Below are 25,553 nucleotides of genomic sequence, written 5' to 3' on the forward strand. Positions count from 1 at the left end.
CGCTAGGCCGGTCCGCCGCGAGCCCGGCGGCGCAACGCCGAGGTGGGCGGCGTCAGGACGTGCCGGCGGAGGTCAGCGGCCGGCCTCGCTCTCGAACAGCCGCGCCCAGGTCTGCCGGTCGGAGAGCTCGGGCAGGGCGGCGCGCCAGCGGTCGCGGGCACCGCCGCCCTCCCGCACGAGGCGCACCAGCACCGACGCACCCTGCCGCGCCGACCGCAGCATCACCTCGCGGTCGAACCGCCGCAGCCGCACCCCCTCCTGGGACGGGTCGGTCACCACCGCGGTGTCGAAGAGGGACACGTGCCACCAGTGGGCGTCGGCCGCGTTGATCGCCGCCGTGCCCTGGTTCCGCTGGCGCAGCTGCCAGAGGATCCGCTTGACCAGGACCAGGCCCAGCATCGACGGCGCACCGGCCGGCGCGGTCCGCCGCATGTCGACCGCAGCCACACCGGGCACCGACGAGGCCGGGTGGTTCTTCGTCTCGGGGTGCTCCCCCCAGAGCTTGCGGATCTGCGCCGCCGTCTCCGTTCCGCCGTCGGCCAGCACCTCCGGGCCCCGGAGGAAGTCCTCCACCGCGCGGATCAGCAGCGCGGCCAGGCCGTAGCGCATCGACACGAGGGCGTCCACGAGCTGCTTGGCGAGGTGCTCGGCGATGCTCCGCCGGTCGAAGTCGCTGTGCAGAGCGCTGGTGATCAGGGAGTTGCGGTAGCTGAAGTAGCGCGACCAGTCGTCCCAGTTCTTCCACGAGAAGTCGGCGTGCCAGACGCCTGCACCGGGCAGGGTCACCGTCGGGAAGCCGGCCGCGCGGGCCCGCAGCCCGAACTCGATGTCGTCCCACTGGAAGAAGACGGGCAGCGGGTAGCCGACCGCCGAGACGACCTCCGACGGGATAAGGCAGGTCCACCAGGCGTTGTAGTCACCGTCGACCCGCAGGTCCTGCTGCTCCTCGGTGAGGTCGGCGTCGGTGAGCGCATCGGGCACCGGCTTGCCGGCTCGCAGGATCGACAGGTCGGCCGACTCCGCCCCGACGTGCAGCCGGTCGGGGTGCAGCAGGTTGAGCATCTGGCCACCCACGAGCACCGGCTCGTCCGCGCGGTCGGCGAGGGCCCGCAGCCGCACGACCGTGTCGGGCTCGAGCCGGATGTCGTCGTCCATGAGCAGCAGGTTCACCCGCTCCACGGTCTCGTTCCGCACCGCCTCGTAGATGCCGCGGGTGAACCCGCCGGCCCCACCGAGGTTGGGCTGCCGCACGTACCGCAGCGCCGGCCCGAGGGCCTCGCGGACGTCGGCGAACCCCGGGCGGCTCTCCACGGTGTCCGTGCCCTGGTCGACGACGTAGACCGCCGCGAGCTCGCCGGCCACCGCGCGGTCGGCCGCGAGGGTGCGGAGCGTGGCCAGGCAGTCGTCGGCCCGGTTGTAGGTGCAGATGACCACCGCGGTCGCCCGCCGCGGCCGGATGGTGGCGACCGACCACTTCACGTGGTCGACGACGAGCCCGTCGACGTCGGTCTCGAGCTCGAGCCAGAACGCGCCGCCGTCCACGAACCGGTCGAGGGCGAGCGTGAGGGTCAGCGGCTGCTCGTGGGCGTCCCGGACCTGCTGGGTGGCCACCGTCCGGGCGGTGCCCTCGCTGTCGGAGGCCATGACCCGGACGAGGCCACCGCCGCTGACGACCGCGTGGAGGTCCACCGAGCGCGCGGACGTCCACCGCTGCCAGTACGACGCGGGGAACCTGCCGAAGTAGGAGTTCGTGGACACCGCGGCGTGGCCGTCGAGGACGAGCCGGGTGCGTTCGCGCACCGCGACCCCGGTGACCGTCGTGCAGTACAGGTCGGCCGGGACGTCCGGGTTGGGGCCCGCGAACAGCGTGCGCTGCGCGAGCAGGCGCCCGTGGCGCGGAGCCGGCTCCGGCGTGGCGGCCGGAGCCGGGGTCGTCTGGGGCTGGACGGCCATCACCAAGGTGTCTTCTCCGTTCGGACGCCGGCGCATGGGGTGGAACGTAACCGGCCCCCGCGAGCGGCAATCCGCCGACGTACCCGGCCGGGCGCGTACCCGCTGCAGTCGTGACGCTCCGTGAACGACTCGGCGCGGAGCGCTCGGCCACGGGCGCCCGCCGCGCGAACGCCGCAGCGGGAGGCCCCGGCCGGGATCATCCGGCCGGCGCGTGGCCCGGCTCGGTCAGGCGCACGACCACCTGCTCGTCGTTGGACGTGTAGGCCACGTACTCCGCCCGGGCGCCGGTGCGGGCCAGCCACTCCTGCCAGGCACGGAACTCGTGCGCCTCCCAGCCGGGGAAGTTGAAGAACTCGTCGAACACCAGCACCGACCCGGCGGTCAGCCGCGGGCCGACCAGGTCGAGGACCGTCACCGCCGAGGAGTACAGGTCGCCGTCGACGTGCACGAAGTCCACCGGTCCCGGGTGGGTGGCCAGGAAGCCGGGCAGGGTCTCCCCGAACCAGCCGACGACCAGTTCGGCGCCTTCCACGTCGGGGAGCGAACCGACCGCGAACGCGCCCGTGCGGACGTGCGGCCGGTAGTCCTCCGGCAGCCCCTCGAACGAGTCGAAGCCGTACACCTCGCGGCGCCCGCGCCCGGCCGCGACGACCTCCAGCGAACGCCCCTCGAAGACGCCGAACTCGAGGGCCATCCCGCCACGCGGGGCGAGCTCCAGCCCGTGCTCGAGAGTGCTCGTCCGGTCGTGGAAGGCGCGGGCCGTCGGCATCTCCTGCGCGGCGAAGCGCGCCGACCTGACGGCGGCGTCCCGCTCACCGGCAGCGAGCAGGTCGCGACGCTGGCGGAACTCCACCTCGTGGAGGGCGCTGATGACCCGGTCCGCCTCGGCCGCGACGACGTCCCTGACCAGCGGCGCCAGCAGGCGCCGGACCGGTGCGGCCAGCGCCTGCACCACCCGGTCCCGGACGGCCCCGCCCGTTCGCCCGCCCCGCCGGCCTCGCGACATGCGACCACTCCCTCTCACCGGCACCAGGGAAGATGCCGGACAGGGGGCGACCGTAGCGGCTACCGGGCCCGTAATCGCCTTCGCCCGCGATGCCGCTGCCACCACCACAGCCCGGCCTGCACGAGCGCGACCAGCGCCGCGCCCGCGGCGGCCACCGCACCCGTCCGCAGACCGGGCGGGGCGTAGTCGAGCACCAGGGTGTGCTCACCGGCGGGCACCGCGACCGCGAGCAGACCGGCCGGGCCGTCGACCACCGGCACCTCCTCGCCGTCGACGGTGGCCGAGTGACCGGGCCACGCCAGGCGGGCGAAGAGCACCCGGCCGGCCTCGTCGGCGCGGTACCGGACGACCTCGCGCTCCTCCTCGGCCGAGCCGGCCACGACCTCGACCCCGGGCGAGGTCCAGGAGACCCGTGACCCGTCGGCGTACGGCTGGTCGCGGACCCACACGGCCCGCACCGGGGTGCGCTCGGCCACCCGCCAGCCGGGCGGCGGTTCCTGGTCGTCGACCACGTCGTCGCCCAGCAGGTCCCGCTGCAGGACCAGCGTCGACACGCGGAGGGCATCGACGAGCGGCACCGGGTAACCCGGTCCGGTGGGCTGCCACAGCCGCTCGAACGCCTCCGGGCAGGTGGCCCCGCGGTAGTCGACGCAGAGCTCGTCGGCGAACTCCTGGAAGCCGATCCCGCTGTAGCTGGCCACCGTCGGGGTGCCGGTCGGTCGCAGCAGGTTGCCGAAGGTGATCTCGCCGTCGCGCATCTGCTCCGTCGTGATCGTGTCGTGCCTGGCCAGCTGCAGGACCGTGCCCTCGTAGGAGGTGGTCCCCTCCGCCAGCGCGGACAGGTCCGAGGCCGGCCGGAGGCCGAACCCGCCCGGCCGGAACGGCAGGACGGTGGTCTGGAAGGCGACGACGGCGACGGTGCCCGCGACCAGCACGGCACCGAGGCCCGGCAGACCCCGCCGCCGGTGGGCCACCACGGCGAGCGCGGTGCCGGCGGCGACCAGCAGCAGCGCGGCGGCGTGCTCCTGGAGGAGACCGGCCGGACGGACCGCCCACGCCAGGTAGGTGCCGCCGAGGACGATCGCGCCGCTTCCCAGGGCCCGCCGGCGGGGCGCGTCGGTGGCCAGCCCGGCGGAGAGGACGACGGCGAAGAGGACGGCCAGCGCCAGGTACAGGTACTCCACCAGCCGGACCGGCCAGCGGAACAGCCACAGGTTGGAGGGCGCCAGCGTGGCGAGCAGGTAGAAGCCGGCGATGCCCAGGAGCCCGGCCAGCGACCGCGCCCGCCGCCGCAGCCTCGACCAGCGCAGCCACGGCAGCAGCGGGAGCACGAACCAGGCGAGGTAGGTCGACGGCTGCGTCTCCAGGAGCGCGCCGCCCCAGTTGGTGATGGAGGGCAGGTAGGTCGGTGAGCTGGCCGCCGCGAGGTCGCCCAGATCGGGCACCAGGAAGGTGTCGTTGGCCAGGACGGCGAGGTCCTGGCGCAGGGAGACGTCCCCGGCGCCGAGCAGGGGCAGGTACACCGGCAGGGCCACCAGGCCGGCGCAGGCACCCATCACGACCAGGTGCAGCAGCCGGGTGAACCGGCGCCGGACGAGCAGCTCGGCGCCGAGCGCCACCAGGACGACGACCATCCCGAGCGCGCCGTAGGGGTTGCCGGTCGTCATGACCAGGGCACCGGCGAGGAAGGGGACGACCGGGTTGAGGCGGCCCCGCGCGTGCCGGCGGGCCGCCCACCAGAACCAGGTCACCCAGGTGAACGCCATCAGGCCGGCAGGCCACCCCGCGGCCTCGTACCAGAGGGTGAAACCGGAGAACGGGACGGCGAGGGCGACGACCGCGGCCGGCCAGCGGCGGGCACCGTGCTCGCGGGCCAGCAGGAAGGCGCCCATCGCGAGCAGGCCCAGGAACTCCACCATGACCACGGCGGCGGCCAGCGCGAGGTCGTCGAAGTAGGAGACGAGCACGAAGTTGGCGAGGCTGACCGGGTTCCAGATGCCGTTGAGACCCTCGGCGGCGTAGTTCCCGCCCATCCAGCTCGCCGGGTCCATGGTCACCCAGTCGCCGGCGCGCAACCGCTGACCGAAGACATGCCACAGCGGGGCGAACTGCTCGTACTGGTCGCCGACGTAGTAGAACAGCCGCTCTCGCCAGAAAGGGATGGCACCGATCACCCAGGCCGCCACGCCGACGGCGAGGGTGACCACCCACTCGGACGGCCGCCTCCTCGGTCGCGCCGGCGGTGCCCCCTCCGCAGCCGCCGCCGGGGCCGCCGCGGGCCGGCCCGCCGGAGCGCTCACCGGTGAGGCGGTGGCGCGGGCGACCGCACCCGCGGGGACCGGCCGCCTCACCGCGGCACGCCCCGCGGCGCGGGGAGCCCCGCGCCGGGTCCCGCCGCCGGGCCCGTGGCAGCGGCCGGGCGACCGGCCAGCAGCCGCCGGGAGAGCAGGAACGTCACCGGGATCGCCGCCACCGCGGCGACCAGCGGCGCCAGCCGCTCGTCCACGCCGAGCCACTCCACGAGGACGACGACGCCGGCCGTGGTCATCACGTAGTTGGTGGCGTTGGTGAGCGGGAACAGCGCCAGCTTCCGCCAGGTCGGGCGGGTGCGGAACGTCCAGTAGCAGTTGAGCAGGAAGGAACCCACCATCGCGACGAGGATCGCGCCGAGGTGCGCCACCAGGTAGTGCGCCACCAGGCTCAGCAGCAGGTACGTGCCGTAGTAGACACCGGTGTTGATGACACCGACGACGAAGAAGCGCAGGGCGTGGCGCAGCGTCGTCCGGTCCACCCTCACCTGGCGGGCCGGCGGTCCGCCGGGACCGGGGGCCGGACGTACCCCTCCTCCGCGTCGGCCTGGACGTCGGGCGCGACCCAGTTGCCGACCAGCACGGTGTTCCGCCGGGTCGGTGCGCGCCGGGCGGCGGCCGGCAGCTCGTCACTGGCCGCGGCCACCAGGAAGTGCGGCCGGTGCTTGCTCTCGTAGTAGATCCGGCCGACGTACTCGCCGATGACGCCGAGGAACAGCAGTTGCAGCCCGCCGAGTCCGATCACCGCGGCCACCAGGGTCACGTAGCCGGGCACCACGATGCCCCCTACGACCGCGGCGACCACCAGGTAGCCGGCGTAGCCGAAGGCCAGCGTGGTGACCACGAGCCCCACGTAGATCGCCAGCCGCAGCGGGGCGTTGTTGAACGACATGATGCCGTCGATGCCGTAGTTCAGCAGCCGACGCAGCGTCCACCGGCTGGCGTCCCCGCCGAACCGGGCCTCGTTGCGGTAGTCGATGGTGGCGGTCGGGAAGCCGATCCAGGCGAACAGCCCCTTCGAGAACCGGTTGTACTCACCCAGCTGCAGCAGCGCGTCGACCGCGCGCCGGCTCAGCAGCCGGAAGTCACCCACCCCGTCCTCGATGCGGACCTCGACCAGCGCGTTGACCAACCGGTAGTAGAGCCGGGCGAGCATGCTCCGGCCGAACGCGTCTCCGTCACGGGTGCGGCGGGCGACCACCTGGTCGTTGCCCTGCTGGAGCAGCTCGAGCATCTGCCGGATCAGCCGTGGCGGGTGCTGGAGGTCGGCGTCCATGATCACGACGGCGTCCCCGCGCGCGTAGGCGAGGCCGGCCAGCATCGCCGACTCCTTGCCGAAGTTGCGGCTGAGCGACACGTAGCGGACGCGGGGGTCCCGCGAGTGCAGCTCCTGCATCACCTCGGTCGTCCGGTCGCGGCTGCCGTCGTCGACGAGCACGAACTCGAGATCGGCCGGGATGTCCTCCATCACCGCCGTCACCTGGGCGACGAGCTCGGGCAGGACCCGCTCCTCGTCGTGGCAGGGGACCACCACGGACAACAGCATGCAGGCGCCTCCTCCGGTCCGGCCGCCGCCCCGGGCGGTCCGACACGGGGTGGCACGTCGTCGTGCACGCCCCGCCATCCTGACGGACGACGCGCCTCGCCGCAGCATTCCCAGCGCCGGCCGGCGCCGCGGACCGTGCGGGTCTCAGCCCAGGTTAGTCGTCGCCCGGTAGAGGACGGCCGGACCGCGGGCGCTGACCGGCGCACCGGCGGGGAGGAACGCCGCACGCCCCTTCTCCAGGGTCAGCTCGCCGTCGACCGAGGCGAGCACGGCGGTGCCCTCCGTGCAGAGCAGCAGCTGCGGCCCGCGCGTGGTGAGCGTGCCCGCCTGCTCGTCGAGGTGCACGCGGGTGAGGTCGAAGTCCTGCACCGGCACCGGGTAGCGCAGCCCGCCGGGGCCGAGCACCGGGTGGAGCACCGGCACCTTGCCGTCGGTGAAGTCGAGGACCTCGATCAGCGCCGCCAGGTCGACGTGCTTGGCCGTGAGCCCGCCGCGCAGCACGTTGTCCGAGCTGGCCATCACCTCGACGCCGGCGCCGGAGAGGTAGGCGTGCAGGTTCCCCGCGGGGAGGAACACCGCCTCGCCCGGCGCGAGCTTGAGGTGGTTGCACATCAGCGAGATGACCACGCCCGGGTCACCCGGGTAGGTCTCGGCGAGGGTCGCCGCCCACCGGTAGGTGTTGATGAACTCCGGGTCGTGCGCCGCCACGAACCGGGCGGCCGCGGTGGCGACGGCGTGCACCAGCTCGGTCCGCCGCTCCCCCGTCAGCGCCAGCAGCTGCGGGATCGCCGCCCGCAGGCCACCGCGCGCCAGGGCGGCGATGGTGGGCTTGAGCTCGGGCACCTGCAGCTTGGCCAGGCAGTGCAGCGACTCCTCCACCGGGCGGAAGCCGCACAGCGCCTCGAACGTGGTGAGCGCCAGCAGCAGCTCGGGCTTGTGGAAGGGGTCCTTGAAGGTGCGGGTCGGGTCGTCGTGCGCGATGCCGGCGGCCTCCTCGGCCGCGTAGCCGACCTCCGCCTGCGCCGTCGTCGGGTGCGCCTGCAGCGACAGCGGCGTCTCGGCGGCCAGCACCTTCAGCAGGAACGGCAGCCGCGCCCCGAACCGCTCCACCACCGCGGTGCCGAGCAACCGGTCGGGGTCCTCGGCGATCGCCTTGTCCAGCGGGCGCCCGTCGGAGAGCACGCTGGGCTCGTCGGGGTGCGCGCCCACCCACAGCTCCGCGTGCGGGCGGTCCGCGGGCACGGGCTCACCCAGGAGCTCGGGGATGACGGTGCGGCTGCCCCAGGGGTAGAACCGCACACCGTTGCTCAGCTGCCACATCGTCTGGGCAGGTTACGGCTCGCCCCGGCCTCGCGGAACGCGACCTCACCCCAAGGGGCCGCAGGAACCACCCTCCGACGGCGGCGCGCACACCCGGGACGGGTCCGTGCCCCCGCACGTCCCCGGCCTCGTCGCGAGGCTCGCGCCGTGCTCGCGACGCGCGAGGAGGACGAGGCCCGCTCTCAGTGGGCGTCGGCGCCCGCCTTCGAGCGGTGCACCGTCAGGTTCATGACCAGCACGACCAGCGCCCCGACGACGAGGCCGAGGACGGCACTGCCCAGCGTGTTGACCAGCCAGCCCACGACCCCGCCGAGCGCGCCGGTGGCGTCGTGCGCCGCCTCTTCCAGGTGGTGCACGAACTCGTAGAGCGGGTGGAAACCGAGCTCGTCGGTGCCGAGCAGGATGATGTGCCCGCCGACCCAGAGCATCGCGGCGGTGCCGACGACGGTGAGCGCGGAGAGCAGCTTCGGCATCCCCTTCACCAGCCCGCGGCCGAACGCGGCCAGGCCCTTCGAGGACCGCTGGGACAGGCTCAGCCCCACGTCGTCCATCTTCACGATGAGGCCGACGACGCCGTACACGAGGACGGTGATGCCCACGGCGACGACGAGGAGGATGATCGCCCGGGACCAGAACGCCTCGCTGGCCACCTCGTTCAGGCTGATCACCATGATCTCGGCCGAGAGGATGAAGTCGGTGCGCACCGCCCCGCTGACGATCGTCTTCTCGTCGGGGAGGGCGTCCTCCACCGTGGCGTGGGCCTCGGCATGCCCGCTGACCCGGTGCCAGATCTTCTCCGCGCCCTCGTAGCAGAGGTAGGCGCCGCCGATCATCAGGATCGGGGTCAGCAGCCACGGCAGGAACTGGCTGAGCAGCAGGATCGCCGGGAGGATGACCAGCAGCTTGTTGCGCAGCGAGCCCAGCGCGATCTTCCGGATGATCGGCAGTTCGCGCTCGGCGTTCAGGCCGTGCACGTACTGGGGCGTGACCGCGGTGTCGTCGACGACGACGCCGGCGGCCTTCATGCTGGCCCGTCCGGCGGCTGCGCCGATGTCGTCGATCGAGGCGGCGGCCGCGCGCGCCAGCACCGCCACGTCGTCGAGCAGGGCTACGAGTCCACCCGCCAAGGGAGTTCCTTCCGGTCGGTCAGCACCGGTGTGCTGTCGCAGATGATGGTGGACCGTCCGCGGTCCGCGCGCGCCCTCAGGGACGCGGTACCCGCTCCAGGTCGAGCGCCAGCGCCAGGTAGACGGCGCTGAAGTCGGCGACCGCCAGCTGCCGGGCCACGCGGGGCAACCGGCCCAGCCGGCCGGGCTCGCCGTGCTCGGCCAGGCCGCTGACCGGCACGCTGTGCGCGGCGGCGGTGCTCAGCACCTGCTGCATCCCCTCCGCCGCCGAACGCGGCTCCCGCTCCCCCGCGCCGTCGCGCTCGCCGGCCTCGCTGTCGCGGATCGTCAGCAGCCGCAGCCGCCGGCCGGTGTCGTCGGCGCGGTCCCGGAAGAAGTCGTCGGCGGCGTCCTGCGGCGCCAGCGGCCCCCCGAGGACGGCGCAGGCGGCCACCCGCTGGTCGGGCAGCCGGAAGTCGGTCGCGGGCAGCCCCGCGAGCGTGGCGAGCTGGTCGGCGAAGCGGGTCGCCGCGGCGCCCGCCAGCGGGCCCTCCGAGGCGATCACCGGGAGCGTGTCCAGCAGCTCCAGGGCCAGGCTCTTGGCCGGGTTGACGAACGTCTCCCGCGCGGGGCCGCACTCCGCGGCCACCTCGTCCAGCGCGGCCGCGACCGCCTCGGGGTCCGCCACCGCGGGCGCCAGGAGCCCGAGGTCGGTGGCCAGGCGCAGCATCGGGGTGAACAGCGACCACAGGGTGGTGTGCCGGACGCGGGTGCGCGGCAGGGCGACGTAGGGCGCCCGGGCGGAGGCGCACACCCCGCGCAGCGGTGCGTCGTCGGCCCCGATGCCGACCAGGGAGACGCCCCGGCGGGCGGCCTCGTAGGCCGGCCCGACCGCGTAGGCGCCGGCACCGGTGCGGGTGGCCACGACGGCGATGTCGCTCGGGCCGGTCCACACCGGCAGCGCGGGGCCCGGGACGACGTCGACGGTGACCGGGCTGGTGGGCCCGAGGAGCGCCCGCAGGACCGAGGCGGCGACGGCCCCCTCCCGCCGGGCGACGACGACCAGCCCGCGGGGCCGGCCACCCCCGGTGACCCGGTCGAGGCCCGCCTCCTCGGTCAGCCGGGTGGTCTCCCGCACCTGCGCGCCCGAGCCGGCGACGGCCGGCAGCAGGCCGCGCGGATCGCGGGCCCGCAGCAGCTCGAGGTCGTCGAGCACCTCCTCGGCGAGCTCCGGTGAGGTCACGGCGCGCCCCTCACCCGCGCTGCCGGGCCTCGTCGAGCAGCAGGACCGGGATGCCGTCGCGGACGGGGTAGGCCCGGTCGCAGGTGCCGCAGACGAGCTCGCCGGCCGCCTCGTCGACGGTCAGCGGTGTGTGGTGGGTGTCCGGGCAGGCGAGGATCGCCAGCAGCTCGGGGTCCAGCCCCAGCGGTCCGGCGGCGGGGCTGCTCTGGGTACCGGTCACTCCTGCTCCTCCTCCGCGCGCACGGTGCCGAGCACCCGGTCGCGCAGCTCGCTCATCCGCGCCTCGTCCGGCGCCTCGACGTTGAGCCGCAGCAGCGGCTCGGTGTTGCTGGCCCGCAGGTTGAACCACGCGCCGTCGGGGAGCTCGACGGTCAGGCCGTCGAGCTCGTCGACCGTCACGCCGTCCTCCCCCTCGTAGAGCTCGCGCACGGCGGCCATCCGCTCCGCCGCGTCCGCCACCGTGGAGTTGATCTCGCCCGAGGCCGCGTAGCGCGCGTAGGCGGCGGTCAGCCCGGACAGCGGCCGGCCCTGCTCGCCGAGCGCCGCCAGGACGTGCATGGCAGCCAGCATGCCCGTGTCGGCCCGCCAGAAGTCGCGGAAGTAGTAGTGCGCGGAGTGCTCGCCGCCGAAGACTGCGTCGGTGCGGGCCATCTCGGCCTTGATGAACGAGTGCCCCACCCGGGTGCGCACCGGCTGCCCGCCGTGCTCGCGCACGATCTCGGGGACGGCGCGGGAGGTGATCAGGTTGTGGATGATCGTCGTGCCGCGCCCCTTGGCCAGCTCCCGGACGGCGACCAGCGCGGTGATGGCCGACGGGCTGACCGGCTCGCCGCGCTCGTCGACGACGAACACCCGGTCGGCGTCGCCGTCGAAGGCCAGGCCGATGTCGGCCCCGTGCTCGACGACGGCGCGCTGCAGGTCGACGAGGTTCGCCGGGTCCAGCGGGTTGGCCTCGTGGTTGGGGAACGAGCCGTCCAGCTCGAAGTAGAGCGGGACGATCTCCAGCGGCAGGTCGGCGAGCACCACCGGCACGGTGTGCCCGCCCATGCCGTTGCCCGCGTCGACGACGACCTTCAGGGGCCGGACCGCGGACAGGTCGACCAGCGAGCGCAGGTGGGCGGCGTACCCGGCGAGCACGTCCCGCGCCGACACCGTGCCGACCCGGTCGGGTCTGCGCTCGTAGTCGTCGCGCTCGGCCCACTCGCGGATGGTGACCAGCCCGGAGTCCTGCCCGATGGGCGCCGCACCGGCGCGGCACAGCTTGATGCCGTTGTACTGCGCCGGGTTGTGGCTGGCGGTGAACATCGCCCCGGGCAGGCCCAGCGAGCCGGCGGCGAAGTACAGCAGGTCGGTCGAGCCCAGGCCCGCCTCGACGACGTCGACGCCGCGGGCGATGACGCCCTCGGCGAAGGCGCGGGAGAGCGGGACGGAGGACTCGCGCATGTCGTGCGCGGTGACCACGGCCGTGGCGCCGCTCTCGGCGTGCACGAACTCGGCGAAGGCCGCGCCGATCGCGCGGGCGACGTCCTCGTCCCACTGGTCGGGGACGACCCCACGGACGTCGTAGGCCTTGATCAGGGCCGAGAGATCACGCACGCCCCGACACTATCGGGCGCCGGGGCGTCCGTCGGCCCCGCTGCACGGACCCGCCGCGAGCCTGCGAGCGACGGGGGCAGCGGGGTCCTTCTAGCTAGGGGAGGTCGGGCAGGACCCGCAGGTGGCCGCGGCGGATGCCGCTGCCGTCGTCGGCGGGGTTGCGCGGCGGCTCGGGACGGGCGGCCTCGCGCACGGCGTCGGCCAGGGCCAGCAGGTCGTCCCCGGTCGGCCCGACGTCGTCGATGTCGATCTCGTGCCGGACGACCTCCCAGCCACGCGGGACGGTCAGCCGCTCGGCGTGGAACTCGCACAGGTCGTAGCTGTGCGGCTCGGAGTACGTCGCCAACGGGCCCACGACAGCGGTCGACTCCGCGTAGACGTAGGTCAGGGTCGCCGCTGCCGGTTGCGCGCAGCCGCTGCGCGAGCAGCGCCGTGACTGCCTCACCACCGGTTCCTCACGCAAGGCACAGTAATCCCGCCCGGCGGTGCGCGACAGCAGGCGCACCGGGAAACCGGCTGTGGCGCCCCATCCTGCACGATGACCCCGTGGGCATCGTCACCGGTCGGACGCGGGATGACGCCGCGCGGGGCCGGACGTGGGGGAACGTCCGGCGAACCGTGCCGGGTCCTGGCGTGTCACGTCCCGCCGTACCCTGCGTGCAGTCATGAGCCACCCCCCGCGCCGCCGCCCCCGCTCCCGCCGCGACCGCCACGGTCGCGGCCTGCGGGGACGCCTCGTACCCGCCCAGGTGCCGCTGTCGCGCAGCCGCGCCGAGCAGTTCGACGACCTGGTGCTGGACGCGGTCGAGGACCTCGAGCGCCGCTGGGAGCGGGAGCTGGCCGGCGTGGAGTTCGCCGTCGAGGACGTGCCGTGGGTGGAGCACACCGATCCGGACGAGGCGCTGCTGGACGCCGACGTGCTCGACGACGCGGGTGTCCCCCTGGCCCGCCTGCTGCCGGCCCGCCGCGAGCAGGGCGAGGAGGTGCCGCCGCGGATCGTGGTCTACCGGCGCCCGCTGGAGCTGCGCGCGCACGACCGCGAGGATCTCGCCGACCTGGTGCGCGACGTCGTCGTCGACCAGGTGGCCACCCTCCTGGGCCGCGACCCGGAGGAGATCGATCCCACGTGAGCCGGCCCCGCGGGCCGGCGGCCGGTCCTCCTCGCCACATCACCGCCGACCGCGCCGCGCACCGCGCGCCCGGGTGACGCACCGCGAGATCGAGCCCCGCCGTCCACAGGCCCGGCAGCAGCGCCCTGGCGGAAGGCCGCCATGGCCCAGGGCGGCCGGCTGAGATGCTGGTCGGGATGGACGCCCCCGCCGCCACCGCCTGGCTCGTCGTGGGCGTGGTCCTGGGTGCGCTCGCGGTGGCCACACTGGTGTCGGTCCTGGCCGTCGCCCGGCACCGCGCCGGCCGGCGCCGGGGGCGGTCCGCCGCACCGGTCGACGACCTGGCCGAGTTCCTCGAGCACCCACCCGGCACCCGGCCGCAGGCGCCGCCGCCCGCCGGCTGGGCGACGCTCGCCCCGCCGGAGCCGTCGCCGCCCGTCGGCGACCGGGAGCGGTCCGGCCCGCTGCTGGCCGCCCTCTGCGTCGCCGCGCTGGCGCTCGTGGGCGCGGCCGCCGCCGTCGCGGCCGCCACGGCCGACCGGACGCCGCCCGTCCGCGCCTCCGGGACGTCGCCGGCACCGGCCATCACGATCGAGGCGCCCGGCGTCCCCGTCGCCGACCTCGTGGTGGGCGGCCTGGTGCTGGAACCGCGGGCGGTGGGCGTCACCGCGACCTACCCCGAGGTGCGGCTCACCACCGGTGCAGGTGCCCCGCGGCTGGAGCTGCGGCTGCCCACCTACAACTGCCTGACCGCCGAGGCCCCCGCCGACCCGGTCGCCGCCGGCTGCACCGCCACGCCGGTCGAGCACGCCGTCGTCGAGGGCGACGACCTGAGCGTGATCCGCGATGGCGAGGGGTGGGTCGTGCGCGGTGAGGCCGCGACCGTCGTGCGCCCGGACGGCTCCGCACCCGAGGCGACCGGACGGGTGTACCCGCTGGAGCTCACCGTGTCGCCCGAGGGAGCTCCGGCCGCCGACGGGACCCGGGCCGCCGGCGGCGACCTGCGGCTGGGCACGGGGCGCGCCGCGGTGCTCGCCGAACACAGCCGGATGCGCCCCCCGGGCTGAGGCTCAGCGCGGCCAGCGCCGCAGCGGCACGGAGAAGGTGCTCACCGGCGCCCCCATCCCGGTCTCCAGCCCGCCGTCGCCGGCCACGCCCCAACACGGCCAGCGGTCGCCGCCGTCCAGCAGGGTGAGCAGCCCGGCGCGCAGCCGGTCGCCGTCGGCGACCACGGCGACCTCCAGGTGGCCGGTGGCCGCGTGCAGCCGGGCGGTGGCGCGCAGGAGGCCCCGCGCCCGGCGGTCGGGCGCGGCGGCGAGGAACTCGGGGAGCCAGCGCTCCAGGAGCCGCCCGTCCCGGCCCCGCTCGACGGGCCCGATCCCGTCCAGGGCGTCGACCAGGAGCGTGCTGCGCTCGTTCGCCAGGACGGCGGTGCGCAGGCGGGCCGCCAGCGACCGGGCGGTGGGATCACCCAGCGGGAGCCCGGTGAACCGCAGCGACCAGGGGCCGCGCAGGGAGTCGAGCAGGGAGAGCACCCCGCCGGCGAGCAGGTCCGCGGCCTCGGCGTCCCGCGCCAGCAGCCGGGCCGTGGGACGGCCACCGGGCAGGGGCGACCGCGCCTGCCCGAGCAGGCGGACCGCGGTGACGGGTCCGCGCCGCCGGAGGTCGAGGAAGGCCGCGGCGCGGGGCGGGCCGTCGGCCGCCCCGTCCACGACGACGGCGGCGGGGCGGGTGGGGAGCCAGCGGGCGGCGCCGTCGTTCAGCACGGCGGTCAGCCACGGCGCGCGGGCGGTCAGCGGCGCGGACAACGCGGCGGCGAGCGGTTCGGCGGCCCGGACCTCGCGGACCACCCGCGCTCGACCGACGGCGACCCGGGCGACCATGCCCCGAACAGAACCACAGCCGCCGGCGAGGGGCGCCGGCGGCTGTGGTGAGGTGCTGGACGGCCCCTGCCGGGGGCCGCTGCGCGCGGGGGTGGGCTGAGGGCTCAGACGGCGCGGCGGCGCAGCCGGCGCCGCTCGCGCTCGGAGAGGCCGCCCCAGATGCCGAAGCGCTCGTCGTTGGCGAGCGCGTACTCCAGGCACTCGGCCTTGACCTCGCAGCCGGTGCAGATCTTCTTCGCCTCGCGGGTGGAGCCACCCTTCTCAGGGAAGAACGCCTCCGGGTCGGTCTCGGCGCACAGCGCGCGCTCCTGCCACGACTGGGTGTCGGGCTCCAGGCCGAACCCGAGGAAGCCGACGAACGGCTGCCCCGCGCCCTGGCCCAGGACCTGGCCCGCGCCGTGGCCGGTCGCCGCCAGCCGGTCGGCCGACCGCTCCGTGCCGTTCACGTAATCGCTCAACCACGACACCTCTGCCATGACGGTGCGTCCCCTCTCGCTCTCGTCACGGTGCGCGGCCGGCAGGACGTTCCCGGGCCGTTCAGCACTCGTCGACACCGCGGGAATTACACGCGTGTCGTTGCCCGGCCGTCAACTTCGCCCGGTGTAAGCGACACGCCACAGCAGCCCCACGCGCACCAGGGTGTTCGTCACATCTCGTGGCACCCGCCGACACGCCCGGCGAACAGTCGACAAGTGCTCATCGGGCACGATGCGTTTCGTGCAGATCGTCGTGCTGGCCGGTGGGACCGGAGGGGCTCGGTTCCTGCGTGGGGTGCGCGCCGCGGCGCCCGAGGCGGAGATCACGGCCGTGGTCAACACCGGGGACGACGTGACGCTGCACGGCCTGCGGATCTGCCCGGACCTGGACACGGTCGTCTACACGCTCGGCGGCGGCATCGACGAGGAGCGCGGCTGGGGGCGGGCCGGCGAGTCGTGGACGGTCAAGGAGGAGCTGGCCGCCTACGGCGCCGACCCCGCGTGGTTCGGCCTCGGCGACCGCGACCTGGCCACGCACCTGATCCGCACCCGGATGCTCGATGCCGGCTACCCGCTGTCGGCGGTCACCGCGGCGCTGGCCGACCGCTGGCAGCCCGGCGTCACCGTGCTGCCCATGAGTGACCAGCGGGTCGAGACCCACGTCGTCGTGACCGATCCCGAGGACGGCCGCCAGCGGGCGATCCACTTCCAGGAGTGGTGGGTGCGGCACCGCGCGGCCCTGGACCCCGCCGCGTTCGTGCAGATCGGCGTCGAGGCGGCCCGGCCCGCACCGGGGGTCGCCGAGGCGCTGGCCGCCGCCGACGCCGTCCTGCTAGCGCCGTCGAACCCCGTCGTGTCGATCGGCACCGTCCTCGGCGTCCCGGGGGTCCGCGACGCCCTGCTGACCTCCTCCGCCCGGATCGCGGGCGTCTCCCCGATCGTCGGCGGCGCCGTCGTGCGCGGCATGGCCGACCGCTGCCTGCCCGTGCTGGGCATCGAGGTGAGCGCCGAGGGCGTCGGCCGGCACTACGGCGCCCGCGCCGACGGCGGCCTGCTCGACGCCTGGCTGGTCGCCGAGGACGATCCCGCGGACGTCCCGGGCGTCGACGTGCGGCGGTTGCCGCTGCTCATGTCCTCCCCCGAGGCGACGACGGCGCTGGCCCGGGCCGCGCTCGACGCCTGCGCCCGGTGAGCGGGCTCCCGGCCGGCGTCTCGGTCCTGCCCGTCGCCGGGCTGCCGGAGTTCGCGCCGGGCGACGACCTGGCCGCGGCGGTGGCCGCCGCCGCGCCCTGGCTGGCCGACGGCGACGTCGTCGTCGTCACCTCGAAGGTGGTCTCGAAGGTCGAGGGGCGGCTGGTCCGCCTCGAGCCCGGGGCCGACCGGGAGGCCGCCCGGCAGCGGGCGATCGACGCCGAGACGGTGCGGGTGCTCGCCCGCCGGGGGCCGCTGAAGATCGTGCAGACCCACCAGGGCTGGGTCGTCGCCGCGGCCGGCATCGACGCGTCGAACGTCGCCTCCGACACCCTCGTCCTGCTCCCCGAGGACGCCGACGCCTCCGCGCGGCGACTGCGGGCCCGGTTGCGCGCGCTCGCCGGGGTCGACGTCGCCGTGGTGGTGAGCGACACCTTCGGCCGCACCTGGCGCGAGGGGCTGACCGACGTCGCCGTCGGCTCGGCCGGGATCACCGCCCTGGACGACCACCGCGGCGCCCTCGACGCCCACGGCAACCGGCTGGAGACCACCCGGATCGCCGTGGTCGACGAGCTGGCGTCGGCCGCGGACCTGGTGAAGGGCAAGCTGGCCGGCGTCCCGGTGGCGGTGGTGCGCGGGCTGCCGGTGCGGCGCCCGGCCGACGACGCCGACGAGGGCACCCGGCCGCTGGTGCGCCTGCCGGCCGACGACCTCTTCCCCTACGGCTCCCGGGACCTGGTGGGCTCGCGGGCGCCCGCGAACGACCTGGTGCCCCGCCCCGGCGACCGGGAGGCGGCGGCAGCGGCCTTCCGGGTCGCCAGCGCCGCGCTGCCGGAGTTCCCCGTGGTGCTCCGGCACGGCGGCGAGGGCGACGGCGCCGTCGACGTCCACCTCCCCGACGCGGTGACGACGACGAGCGCCCTCAACGCCGGCGCGCTGGTCGGTGCCGCGATCGTGCAGCTGCACGCGGAGGGCTGGGCGACCCGCTGGGAGCCCGCGCCCGGCGCCGGCGGCACCTCACTCGTCGGGAGGCTGTGGCTCGGCGGACCGGCGCTCTAGAGCCGCACCGCTGGGTACGGTTCGTCCCCATGCGCGGGATCATCCTGGCCGGTGGCACGGGGAGCCGTCTGTTCCCCATCACCCAGGCCGTGAGCAAGCAGCTCATGCCGGTCTACGACAAGCCGATGATCTACTATCCGCTCTCCACGCTGATGATGGCGGGGATCCTCGAGGTGCTGGTCATCACCACCCCGGACGACCAGGCCGCCTTCCGCGCGCTCCTGGGCGACGGCACCCGGCTGGGCATGCGGATCGAGTACGCCGCCCAGCCGCGGCCCGAGGGGCTGGCCCAGGCGTTCCTCATCGGGGCGGAGTTCCTCGGCGGTGAGTCCGTGGCCCTGGTGCTCGGCGACAACATCTTCTACGGCGCGGGCCTGGGCACGGCCCTCTCGCGCCTGCCCGAGCCGGCCGGCGGGCACGTCTTCGCCTACCACGTCGCCAACCCGCGGGACTACGGCGTCGTGGAGTTCGACGACGCCGGCCGGGTGCTGTCGATCGAGGAGAAGCCGGTCCGGCCCAAGAGCTCCTACGCCGTCCCGGGGCTGTACTTCTACGCCGGCGACGTCGTCGAGGTCGCGCGCGGGATCACCCCGAGCGCCCGCGGCGAGCTGGAGATCACGGCGGTCAACGCGCACTACCTGCGGGAGGACCGGCTGACCGTCACCGCGCTGGACCGCGGCACGGCCTGGCTGGACACCGGCACCTTCGCCTCGCTGCGCCAGGCCACCGAGTTCGTCTCGGTCGTCGAGGAGCGCCAGGGGCTGAAGATCGGCTGCATCGAGGAGGTGGCCTGGCGCAACGGCTGGCTGGACGACGACGGCCTGCGCGCCATCGCCGAGCCGCTGGGCAAGAGCGGCTACGGGGCCTACCTGCTGGGCCTGCTCGACGAGCGCTGACCCCTGGGGGCCAGCGCGTGCGGGTCCGCCCTGGAGCAGGTCACCGGGGTACCGGCGGCGGCACCCGCCCGAGCCGCTCGCCGACCGCCACGGGGGCGGTGTCCTCCTCGGCGCGCGGTACCCCCACCGTCGCCCCCGGCTCGCGGTGGGGAGCCACGCCACGGCGCCGGAGGACCGCATCGAGCAGCAGGAGCACCGCGGCGACGGTGACCCCGACGGCCGGCCAGTAGACGTAGCGGTAGTCGTAGCCGATCACCATCGGCAGGTAGCTGACGATGTAGACGGCAGCTGACGCGCCGATGCCGGCGACCACCCGGGCGTGCCCACCGGCCGGACGCCGGCGCCAGGCCACCGCCGTCACCGCCACGGCGGCCAGCAGCCAGAAGAACGGCCGGTAGAGGAAGCCGAAGTTGCGGGCCGTGAAGGCCTCGTACGACGCGAGCAGCTCCACCGCCGGCCCGGGGGCGAAGGTCAGTCCCAGTGCGTTCTCCTGGATGCCGTACCAGGACACGAATACCTGCTCCGGCGGCGTGTCGAGGAAGTCCGCGAACACCCCGAGGCGGAACTGGGCGTAACGCAGGGGGTGCTCGGCGATGCCCCGGAGGTAGAGGCCGCGCAGCTGCTCGTGGTGCGTGAGGAAGACGGCGGGCACGGTGCCGGTCGTGTTGGCGCACCGCCAGGTGTAGTTGACGTCGAACTCCCCCGGCGGGCACGACGTCGCCATCCGGACGAGGTACTCCTCCAACGGCGGGTCCACCGCCGCCGTCCGGAGCTCGGCCACGGTGTACAGGTGCAGGACGTCGTCGACCATGATGCTGGCCGCAGGGTGCGTCTCCTGGACCGGCCGGACGGCGTCGATGACCGGCGTCGCGGCGAGCGAGAGGGCGACCGTGCCCGCGGCCAGGAGCAGCCGGCCGCGCCGCGCGGCGCCCGGCCAGGTCAGCAGGAACAGCAGCGGGACCAGCGCCGGCAGCGCGTTGTAGCGCACCGCGCCCGCGTAGGCCAGCAGCAGCACGGTGACGGCGATCGTGGTGTTGCGCAGCCAGACCCGCCGGATCCCCTCGCGCAGGTGCAGGAGCAGCACGACGGCACCCAGCAGCGCGAAGGCGAGCTGCTGGTCCTTCCAGATCACCCCGGAGATGCTCACCACGTACGGCAGGAGCCCGATGCCCAGGGGCAGCAGGGAGAGCAGGCGACGCCCCCCGCGCCGGTGGACGTACACCGACAGCAGCGTGAGCGAGCCCCACAGCAGGGCCAGCTGGGCGACGAGCAGGCTGCCCACGCTGCCGGACGACGACATCAGCACCCGCCACAGGACGGTCATCACCGGCGGGTGCCAGTCGTCGAGCCGGCCGAGGTCCACGGCCTGCTCGAGCTGACGGACCGAGTCCCAGGACATGAGCCCCGGGTACACCGGCGCGACGTTCGCCGCGAAGAGCGCGGTGCCGAGGGCGACGAGGACACCGGTCCAGTGCGCGGCGACCCACGTGCGGCCGGCCGCCGCGCTGGTCCTGCTCCCCATGGGCCTGGCACACCGCTTCCGCGTCGAGGGGTCGCCCGGGCGGCCCGCTACCGGCCGCCAGTCGGGGGCCGGGAGCTCCGACTCTAGGTTCGGTCGTCGCCGACCCGCGGGTCGGCCGCGCGTGTCGGCCCCGCCCGCACCACCCGACCCGTCCGTCCGCCGGGCGGCGCCCGGGGGCCCGGTCCGCTAACGGCGCCGGTTGTCGACCGGGGCGAAGCGCGGGCCGCGCCGTGGCCGCCGGGGCCCGCCCGCCAGGAGCAGGCGCACCACCCGCTGCCGGTGCCCCCGCCACGGCTCCAGCAGCGCGAGCATGCCCTCGTCGTCGGTGTCCCGGCGGCCGGTGAGCGCGTAGCCCACGAGGTTCTTCAGGTGGTAGTCGCCGACGCTGACGGTGTCGGGGTCGCCGTGGACCCGCTGCACCACCTCGGCCGCCGTCCACACCCCGATGCCGGGCAGCGAGCACATCCGCCGCTGCAGTCCGGCCGAGTCTCCGGCCCGCTCGGGCTCCAGGGCGGAGGCCGCGGTCGCCGCCGCGCGCAGCGCCCGGCGGCGGGCACCGTCCAGGCCGCAGCGGTGCCACTCCCAGTCCGTCACCTCCAGGACGCGCTGGGCCGACGGCACCACGCGCATCCCCTCGGGGGCCGGGCCGGGGGCGGGCTCCCCCGCCAGCCGCAGCAGCTCCCGCCACACCCGGTAGGCCTCGGCGGTGGTCACCTTCTGCTCCAGCACCGCCGGCACCAGCGCGTCCCAGGTGCGGCCGGTCCGCCCCAGCCGGAGCCACGGCGTCGTGCGGTGCAGCTCGGCCACCGTCGGGTGGTCGCCGGGCCGGAACTCCTCGGGGCGGTCGGCCGCGCCGAGCCACTCGGGCACCGCGGCCCCGGCGGGCTCCGCGCCGGGGCCCCAGGCGCTGATCGCCACCCCCGCGGCCGTGCGGACCAGCCGCACCGTGGCGGCCCCCTCGGGGGTGGAGGTCGTGCGCCAGGTCCCGGAGTCGGTCACCCGCAGCGCGGGGTCAGCGGCCCCGCGGCGGTGCGGCGCCAGCATCCGGCCGAGGTCCAGGGGCCAGTCCGGCGTCCACACCGCGTGGTAGGCGGGGGCGTCGAGAGTGGTGCTCAGCGGGTGCTCCGGGAAGAGGTCAGCGGGGTGCCATGCGCAGCGCGCCGTCCATCCGGATCACCTCACCGTTGAGGTAGCCGTTCTCGACGATCGCGAGCGCCAGCTCGGCGAAGTCCGACGGACGGCCGAGCCGCTTGGGGAAGGGTATGCCCGCCGAGAGGGCGGCCCGCGCCTCCTCCGGCAGCGAGCCCAGCAGCGGGGTGTCCACCAGCCCGGGGGCGATGGTGCAGACGCGCACGCCCACGCTGGAGAGGTCGCGCGCCGCGGGCAGGGTCATGCCGACGACGCCACCCTTGGACGCCGAATACGCCAGCTGCCCGATCTGGCCGTCGAAGGCGGCGATGGAGGCGGTGTTGACGACGACGCCGCGCTCGCCCTCCTCGCCCGGCTCGGTCCGCGCCATCGCGGCTGCGGCCAGGCGCAGGACGTTGAACGTGCCGATCAGGTTGACGCCCAGCACGCGGGTGAAGCCGCCGAGCTCGTGCGGCGCGCCGTCGCGGCCGACGGTGCGCTGGGCCAGCCCGATGCCGGCGCAGCTGATCGCGATGCGCAGCGGCCGGTCCTTGCCGGTCGCCTCGGCGACGGCGGCCTCCACCGACGCCTCGTCGGTGACGTCCGTGCGGACGAAGGTGGTGTGCCCGCCCAGCTCGGCGGCGAGCGCCTGCCCGCGCTCCTCGTTCAGGTCCATGATCGTGACCGCGGCACCCCGGGCGGCCAGCGCCCGGATGGTGGCCTCCCCGAGACCGGAGGCTCCCCCGCTGACCACGGCTGCGACGTCGAAGTTCTTCATGCCCCGCAGCCAATCACGTGCCTAGGAGAATCGGTCGCCGTACCGCTCCTGCACCGCGCCGAGCAGCTGCTTGACCCGCTCGGCGTCGGCGACGGGGCAGACCATGGTGACGTCGGCCGTGTGCACGACGACGCTGTCCCGCACGCCCACGAGCGCGACCAGGTGCTCCGGGTCGTCGCTGAGGACGATGTTCCCCGCCCCGTCCAGCACGACGGCGGGCCCCCGCACCGCGTTGCCCGCGCCGTCGTCGTCGAGCGTGTGCGCCAGCGCGGGCCAGGAGCCGACGTCCAGCCAGTCCACGTCGAAGTCCACGACGAGCACCCGCCCGGGCTCGGTCGCGGCCGGCTCGAGGACGGCGTAGTCGACGCTGATCTTCGACAGGCCCGGGAACACCTCGGCCAGCACGGCGTCCCGCGCCGGCCCGGCGGGCGCGGCGACGATGCGGGCCAGGCCCTCGGCCGAGGCCGGGAGGTGGTCGGCCAGGGCGTCGAGCACCGTGCGGGCGCGCCAGACGAACATGCCCGAGTTCCACAGGTACCGGCCCGAGGCCAGGTACTCCTCGGCGGTGGCGCGGTCGGGCTTCTCGCGGAACGACGCCGCCTCGGCCACGCCCGGCCGGTCGGTGGGCGCGCCGCGCTGCACGTAGCCGAAGCCGGTGGCCGGCGCCGTCGGCCGGATGCCGAGGGTGACCAGCGAGCGGGGGCGGGTGGCGAGCGCGTCGTAGGCGGTGCGCAGCGCGTCGGCGAACCGTTCCACCGGCCGGATGACGTGGTCGGCGCTGACGACGGCGAGCTCGGCGTCCGGGTCGACGTCGGCGACCAGCGCCGCGGTCAGCCCGACGGCGTTGGCGGTGTCGCGGGCGACCGGCTCGAGCACCAGCCGGTCGGTGCGCAGCTCGGGCAGCGCCGCCCGCACCTGGTCGGCGTAGCGGGCCGCCGTGCAGACCCAGATGGTGTCGGCGGGCAGCACCGCGCGCAGCCGCTCCCAGGCCTCGGCCAGCAGGCTGTGCGGCGCCCCGTCGGCGCCCGCGACGACGTCGAGCAGCTGCTTGGGGCGGTCGCCGCGCGACAGCGGCCACAGCCGCGTGCCCGAACCGCCCGCCATGATCACCGCGTGCCGCACGTCAGCCCTCCCCGGCCCCGCGGCGCCGCGGGTCGGGCACGGCCGCCAGCTCGCGGGCACGGCGCTGGAACCGGGCGCCGGCCGCGACCCGCCCGCTGACGTAGGAGACCAGCATCCGGCCCCCGAGCCCGGCGCGGAACGCGGTGCGCAGCGGGGCGTGCCGCCGGCGGGGGTACTGCCCGGAGAGGTACCGCAGCGCGCTGGTGTGGTGCACCCGCTGCATCCGGTGCGGCTCCCGCCGGGTGGCGTGCCCGCCCTCGTGCTCGACGACCGCGGTGGGCACGTAGACGTGCAGCCAGCCCGCGCGGGTGAGCCGCTCGGCGAGGTCGACGTCCTCGAAGTACATGAAGTAGCCCGGGTCGAAGCCGCCGACGGACCAGAAGGCCTCCAGGTCGACCAGCAGGCACGAGCCGCTCAGCCACCCCGCCGGGCGCTCGCGGGGTGCCTCGCGCTCGCGCCGGTAGCGCGCGGTCCACGGGTTGCCGGGCCACGCCCAGCCCAGCAGAGCGTGCCCGGCGCCGGTGGACAGCCGCGGCAGGTCCCGGGCCGACGGGTAGAGCTCGCCGTCGGGCGTCATGATCGCCGGGCCGAGCGTGGCGGCCCGCGGCCAGCGGTCGGCGGCGGCCAGGAGCTCGTCGACCGACCCGGGCGAGAAGCGCAGGTCGGGGTTGGCGATCAGCGCCCGCCCGGTGCGGACGTCGGCGAGCCCGGCGTTCGCCGCCGCCCCGTAGCCGATGTTCCCGCCCGTGCGCAGCACCCGCACGTGCGGGTGGCGGGCCGCGGCGCGCTCCGGTGCGCCGTCGGTCGAGCCGTTGTCGGCGAGGACCACCTCCACCGGCCCGCTGGTCGCGCCGGCCAGCGAGTCGACGAACTGCTCGAGCGCCGCACCCGGCGAGTAGGTGACGGCGACGACGCGCAGCGGCGGCGGGCCGGAGGGAGACGACACGGGGGCCCACCCTAGGCACTCGGACCGGTCACGCTCGGATCCCGTCCCGCGACAGGGCCCGGCGGGGTGCATGGGATGGATGTGACGGAACGGGCCGCTACGCGGCGCGGCACCACCGCTGCGTGGTCGTGCGCCCCCTGACCGACAGGTACCGTCGAGACCCGTGACCACCACAGGACCTGACCTCGTCGTCGTAGGCTCCGGATTCTTCGGGCTCACCGTCGCCGAGCGGGTGGCCAGCCAGCTCGACAAGCGGGTGCTGGTCATCGACCGCCGGGACCACATCGGCGGCAACGCCTACTCCGCCCCGGAGCCCGAGACGGGCATCGAGGTGCACGTCTACGGCGCGCACCTCTTCCACACGTCGAACGAGCGGGTCTGGCGCTACGTGAACCAGTTCACCGAGTTCACCGACTACCAGCACCGGGTCTTCAGCATCTACCAGGGGCAGACGTACGCCCTGCCCATCAACCTGGCCACCATCTGCCAGTACTTCGGCAAGAGCTTCTCCCCGGACGAGGCGCGCGCCCTGGTCGCCGAGCAGGCCGGCGAGATCGAGACCGCCGAGGCCGCCAACCTCGAGGAGAAGGCGATCTCGCTGATCGGCCGGCCGCTCTACGAGGCGTTCATCCGCGGCTACACGAAGAAGCAGTGGCAGACCGACCCGACCGAGCTGCCCGCGGCCGTCATCGCCCGGCTCCCGGTGCGCTACACGTTCGACAACCGGTACTTCAACGACACCTACGAGGGTCTGCCGAAGGACGGCTACACCGCCTGGCTGCAGCGCATGGCCGACCACCCGAACATCGAGGTGCGGCTGAGCACGGACTACTTCGACGTCCGCGACGAGCTGCCCGCCGACGTCCCGACGGTGTTCACCGGCCCGATCGACAAGTACTTCGGCTACGAGGCCGGGGAGCTCGGCTGGCGCACGCTGGACTTCGAGACCGAGGTCCTGCCGATCGGTGACTTCCAGGGCACCTCGGTCATGAACTACGCCGACGAGGACGTGCCCTACACGCGGATCCACGAGTTCCGGCACTTCCACCCGGAGCGGGACTACCCCCAGGACAAGACCGTGGTCGTGCGGGAGTTCTCGCGGTTCGCGCGGACCGGCGACGAGCCCTACTACCCGATCAACACCCCGGAGGACCGCGCCAAGCTCGAGCGCTACCGCGAGCTGGCCACGAAGGAGGCCGCGGAGAAGCGGGTCCTCTTCGGGGGGCGGCTCGGCACGTACAAGTACCTCGACATGCACATGGCCATCGGCTCCGCGCTCAGCATGTTCGACAACCGGATCCGCCCCTTCTTCGACCAGGGCGGTTCGCTCGACGGTCGCCTGGAGGACTGATGCAGGAGACGAC

General features: G+C 75.0%; 24 protein-coding genes. 6 read left to right on the forward strand and 18 right to left on the reverse strand.

Going from position 1 to position 25,553, the window contains the following annotated elements; all coding sequences use genetic code 11:
* Window positions 1-72: 72 nt before the first annotated feature.
* The 11 genes from QOZ88_RS09020 to QOZ88_RS09070 form a co-directional block, all read right to left on the reverse strand.
* Window positions 73-1,953 (reverse strand): glycosyltransferase, encoded by a 1,881-nt coding sequence (locus QOZ88_RS09020; RefSeq protein WP_305999447.1) that lies wholly within the window; start codon window positions 1,951-1,953, stop codon window positions 73-75.
* Window positions 1,954-2,149: 196 nt separating this feature from the next.
* Window positions 2,150-2,959, reverse strand: coding sequence for a class I SAM-dependent methyltransferase (locus QOZ88_RS09025; RefSeq protein WP_305999448.1), 810 nt, complete (start codon window positions 2,957-2,959; stop codon window positions 2,150-2,152).
* Between the two features lie 59 nt (window positions 2,960-3,018).
* Window positions 3,019-5,259 (reverse strand): hypothetical protein, encoded by a 2,241-nt coding sequence (locus QOZ88_RS09030; protein WP_305999449.1) that lies wholly within the window; start codon window positions 5,257-5,259, stop codon window positions 3,019-3,021.
* 47 nt (window positions 5,260-5,306) lie between these two features.
* Window positions 5,307-5,750 carry a GtrA family protein gene (locus QOZ88_RS09035; RefSeq protein ID WP_305999450.1) on the reverse strand — a complete coding sequence of 148 codons (444 nt, stop codon included), beginning with the start codon at window positions 5,748-5,750 and terminating at the stop codon, window positions 5,307-5,309.
* Window positions 5,751-5,752: 2 nt separating this feature from the next.
* Entirely contained in the window at window positions 5,753-6,814 is a 1,062-nt protein-coding gene (locus QOZ88_RS09040; RefSeq protein ID WP_305999451.1) for a glycosyltransferase family 2 protein, read from the reverse strand.
* Window positions 6,815-6,958: 144 nt separating this feature from the next.
* Window positions 6,959-8,134 (reverse strand): mannose-6-phosphate isomerase, class I, encoded by a 1,176-nt coding sequence (gene manA / locus QOZ88_RS09045; RefSeq protein WP_305999452.1) that lies wholly within the window; start codon window positions 8,132-8,134, stop codon window positions 6,959-6,961.
* 182 nt (window positions 8,135-8,316) lie between these two features.
* Window positions 8,317-9,261 (reverse strand): DUF808 domain-containing protein, encoded by a 945-nt coding sequence (locus tag QOZ88_RS09050; protein WP_305999453.1) that lies wholly within the window; start codon window positions 9,259-9,261, stop codon window positions 8,317-8,319.
* Window positions 9,262-9,337: 76 nt separating this feature from the next.
* A complete protein-coding gene (locus QOZ88_RS09055) occupies window positions 9,338-10,483 on the reverse strand; it encodes an SIS domain-containing protein (RefSeq protein ID WP_305999454.1) in 1,146 nt (381 codons plus the stop codon).
* A gap of 10 nt (window positions 10,484-10,493) precedes the next feature.
* Entirely contained in the window at window positions 10,494-10,703 is a 210-nt protein-coding gene (locus tag QOZ88_RS09060) for a Trm112 family protein (RefSeq protein WP_244523759.1), read from the reverse strand.
* On the reverse strand, window positions 10,700-12,079 hold the full coding sequence (locus QOZ88_RS09065) for a phosphomannomutase/phosphoglucomutase (protein WP_305999455.1): 1,380 nt from the start codon (window positions 12,077-12,079) through the stop codon (window positions 10,700-10,702). The genes QOZ88_RS09060 and QOZ88_RS09065 overlap by 4 nt, the downstream gene beginning before the upstream one ends.
* A gap of 94 nt (window positions 12,080-12,173) precedes the next feature.
* Window positions 12,174-12,524, reverse strand: coding sequence for a DUF3499 domain-containing protein (locus tag QOZ88_RS09070; protein ID WP_091928959.1), 351 nt, complete (start codon window positions 12,522-12,524; stop codon window positions 12,174-12,176).
* A gap of 220 nt (window positions 12,525-12,744) precedes the next feature.
* Between QOZ88_RS09070 and QOZ88_RS09075 the strand changes: the two genes are divergently transcribed.
* Together QOZ88_RS09075 and QOZ88_RS09080 are read left to right on the forward strand one after the other, a co-directional pair.
* Window positions 12,745-13,209: a metallopeptidase family protein gene (locus tag QOZ88_RS09075; RefSeq protein WP_305999456.1), complete on the forward strand. Its 465-nt coding sequence runs from the start codon at window positions 12,745-12,747 to the stop codon at window positions 13,207-13,209.
* A 176-nt stretch (window positions 13,210-13,385) separates the two neighbouring features.
* Window positions 13,386-14,255 carry a hypothetical protein gene (locus tag QOZ88_RS09080; RefSeq protein ID WP_305999457.1) on the forward strand — a complete coding sequence of 290 codons (870 nt, stop codon included), beginning with the start codon at window positions 13,386-13,388 and terminating at the stop codon, window positions 14,253-14,255.
* Between the two features lie 3 nt (window positions 14,256-14,258).
* Here QOZ88_RS09080 and QOZ88_RS09085 read toward each other — a convergent pair whose 3' ends face one another.
* Both QOZ88_RS09085 and QOZ88_RS09090 read right to left on the reverse strand, forming a co-directional pair.
* Complete coding sequence (locus QOZ88_RS09085) at window positions 14,259-15,071, reverse strand: hypothetical protein (RefSeq protein WP_305999458.1); 813 nt, start codon at window positions 15,069-15,071, stop codon at window positions 14,259-14,261.
* A 104-nt stretch (window positions 15,072-15,175) separates the two neighbouring features.
* The gene (locus QOZ88_RS09090; protein ID WP_170852167.1) at window positions 15,176-15,406 is read right to left on the reverse strand and encodes a WhiB family transcriptional regulator; all 231 of its coding nucleotides are present in this window, start codon (window positions 15,404-15,406) and stop codon (window positions 15,176-15,178) included.
* 382 nt (window positions 15,407-15,788) lie between these two features.
* On the opposite strand from QOZ88_RS09090, the gene cofD reads away from it, so the two are divergent.
* From cofD to rfbA, 3 genes are read left to right on the forward strand one after another with little or no spacing between them, the layout of a single operon-like run.
* A complete protein-coding gene (cofD, locus tag QOZ88_RS09095) occupies window positions 15,789-16,739 on the forward strand; it encodes a 2-phospho-L-lactate transferase (RefSeq protein WP_305999459.1) in 951 nt (316 codons plus the stop codon).
* On the forward strand, window positions 16,736-17,797 hold the full coding sequence (locus tag QOZ88_RS09100; protein ID WP_305999460.1) for a coenzyme F420-0:L-glutamate ligase: 1,062 nt from the start codon (window positions 16,736-16,738) through the stop codon (window positions 17,795-17,797). Before cofD ends, QOZ88_RS09100 begins: the two co-directional genes overlap by 4 nt.
* A gap of 29 nt (window positions 17,798-17,826) precedes the next feature.
* Complete coding sequence (gene rfbA / locus QOZ88_RS09105) at window positions 17,827-18,693, forward strand: glucose-1-phosphate thymidylyltransferase RfbA (RefSeq protein WP_305999461.1); 867 nt, start codon at window positions 17,827-17,829, stop codon at window positions 18,691-18,693.
* A 40-nt stretch (window positions 18,694-18,733) separates the two neighbouring features.
* On the opposite strand, the gene QOZ88_RS09110 is transcribed toward rfbA, so the two are convergent.
* The 5 genes from QOZ88_RS09110 to QOZ88_RS09130 form a co-directional block, all read right to left on the reverse strand.
* Complete coding sequence (locus tag QOZ88_RS09110; protein ID WP_305999462.1) at window positions 18,734-20,215, reverse strand: hypothetical protein; 1,482 nt, start codon at window positions 20,213-20,215, stop codon at window positions 18,734-18,736.
* A 186-nt stretch (window positions 20,216-20,401) separates the two neighbouring features.
* Window positions 20,402-21,295 carry a DNA-3-methyladenine glycosylase family protein gene (locus QOZ88_RS09115; protein WP_305999463.1) on the reverse strand — a complete coding sequence of 298 codons (894 nt, stop codon included), beginning with the start codon at window positions 21,293-21,295 and terminating at the stop codon, window positions 20,402-20,404.
* 55 nt (window positions 21,296-21,350) lie between these two features.
* The gene (locus QOZ88_RS09120) at window positions 21,351-22,121 is read right to left on the reverse strand and encodes an SDR family NAD(P)-dependent oxidoreductase (protein ID WP_305999464.1); all 771 of its coding nucleotides are present in this window, start codon (window positions 22,119-22,121) and stop codon (window positions 21,351-21,353) included.
* 21 nt (window positions 22,122-22,142) lie between these two features.
* Complete coding sequence (locus QOZ88_RS09125) at window positions 22,143-23,243, reverse strand: mannose-1-phosphate guanylyltransferase (protein ID WP_305999465.1); 1,101 nt, start codon at window positions 23,241-23,243, stop codon at window positions 22,143-22,145.
* A gap of 1 nt (window position 23,244) precedes the next feature.
* Window positions 23,245-24,189 carry a glycosyltransferase family 2 protein gene (locus QOZ88_RS09130; protein ID WP_305999466.1) on the reverse strand — a complete coding sequence of 315 codons (945 nt, stop codon included), beginning with the start codon at window positions 24,187-24,189 and terminating at the stop codon, window positions 23,245-23,247.
* 163 nt (window positions 24,190-24,352) lie between these two features.
* Here QOZ88_RS09130 and glf point away from each other — a divergent pair, with 163 nt between their 5' ends.
* Entirely contained in the window at window positions 24,353-25,540 is a 1,188-nt protein-coding gene (gene glf, locus QOZ88_RS09135) for a UDP-galactopyranose mutase (RefSeq protein ID WP_305999467.1), read from the forward strand.
* Window positions 25,541-25,553 lie beyond the last annotated feature (13 nt).

The sequence above is a fragment of the Blastococcus carthaginiensis genome (assembly GCF_030731085.1).
GTDB classification, from domain to species: Bacteria; Actinomycetota; Actinomycetes; order Mycobacteriales; family Geodermatophilaceae; genus Blastococcus; species Blastococcus carthaginiensis.

What these genes read in the sequence shown, in the direction of transcription:
- QOZ88_RS09120 (WP_305999464.1), bottom strand. Translation starts at nt 22,121, where the DNA reads ATGAAGAACTTCGACGTCGCAGCCGTGGTCAGCGGGGGAGCCTCCGGT.
- rfbA (WP_305999461.1), top strand. Translation starts at nt 17,827, where the DNA reads ATGCGCGGGATCATCCTGGCCGGTGGCACGGGGAGCCGTCTGTTCCCC.
- QOZ88_RS09025 (WP_305999448.1), bottom strand. Translation starts at nt 2,959, where the DNA reads ATGTCGCGAGGCCGGCGGGGCGGGCGAACGGGCGGGGCCGTCCGGGAC.
- manA (WP_305999452.1), bottom strand. Translation starts at nt 8,134, where the DNA reads ATGTGGCAGCTGAGCAACGGTGTGCGGTTCTACCCCTGGGGCAGCCGC.
- QOZ88_RS09020 (WP_305999447.1), bottom strand. Translation starts at nt 1,953, where the DNA reads ATGGCCGTCCAGCCCCAGACGACCCCGGCTCCGGCCGCCACGCCGGAG.
- QOZ88_RS09040 (WP_305999451.1), bottom strand. Translation starts at nt 6,814, where the DNA reads ATGCTGTTGTCCGTGGTGGTCCCCTGCCACGACGAGGAGCGGGTCCTG.
- QOZ88_RS09075 (WP_305999456.1), top strand. Translation starts at nt 12,745, where the DNA reads ATGAGCCACCCCCCGCGCCGCCGCCCCCGCTCCCGCCGCGACCGCCAC.
- QOZ88_RS09080 (WP_305999457.1), top strand. Translation starts at nt 13,386, where the DNA reads ATGGACGCCCCCGCCGCCACCGCCTGGCTCGTCGTGGGCGTGGTCCTG.
- QOZ88_RS09110 (WP_305999462.1), bottom strand. Translation starts at nt 20,215, where the DNA reads ATGGGGAGCAGGACCAGCGCGGCGGCCGGCCGCACGTGGGTCGCCGCG.
- QOZ88_RS09085 (WP_305999458.1), bottom strand. Translation starts at nt 15,071, where the DNA reads ATGGTCGCCCGGGTCGCCGTCGGTCGAGCGCGGGTGGTCCGCGAGGTC.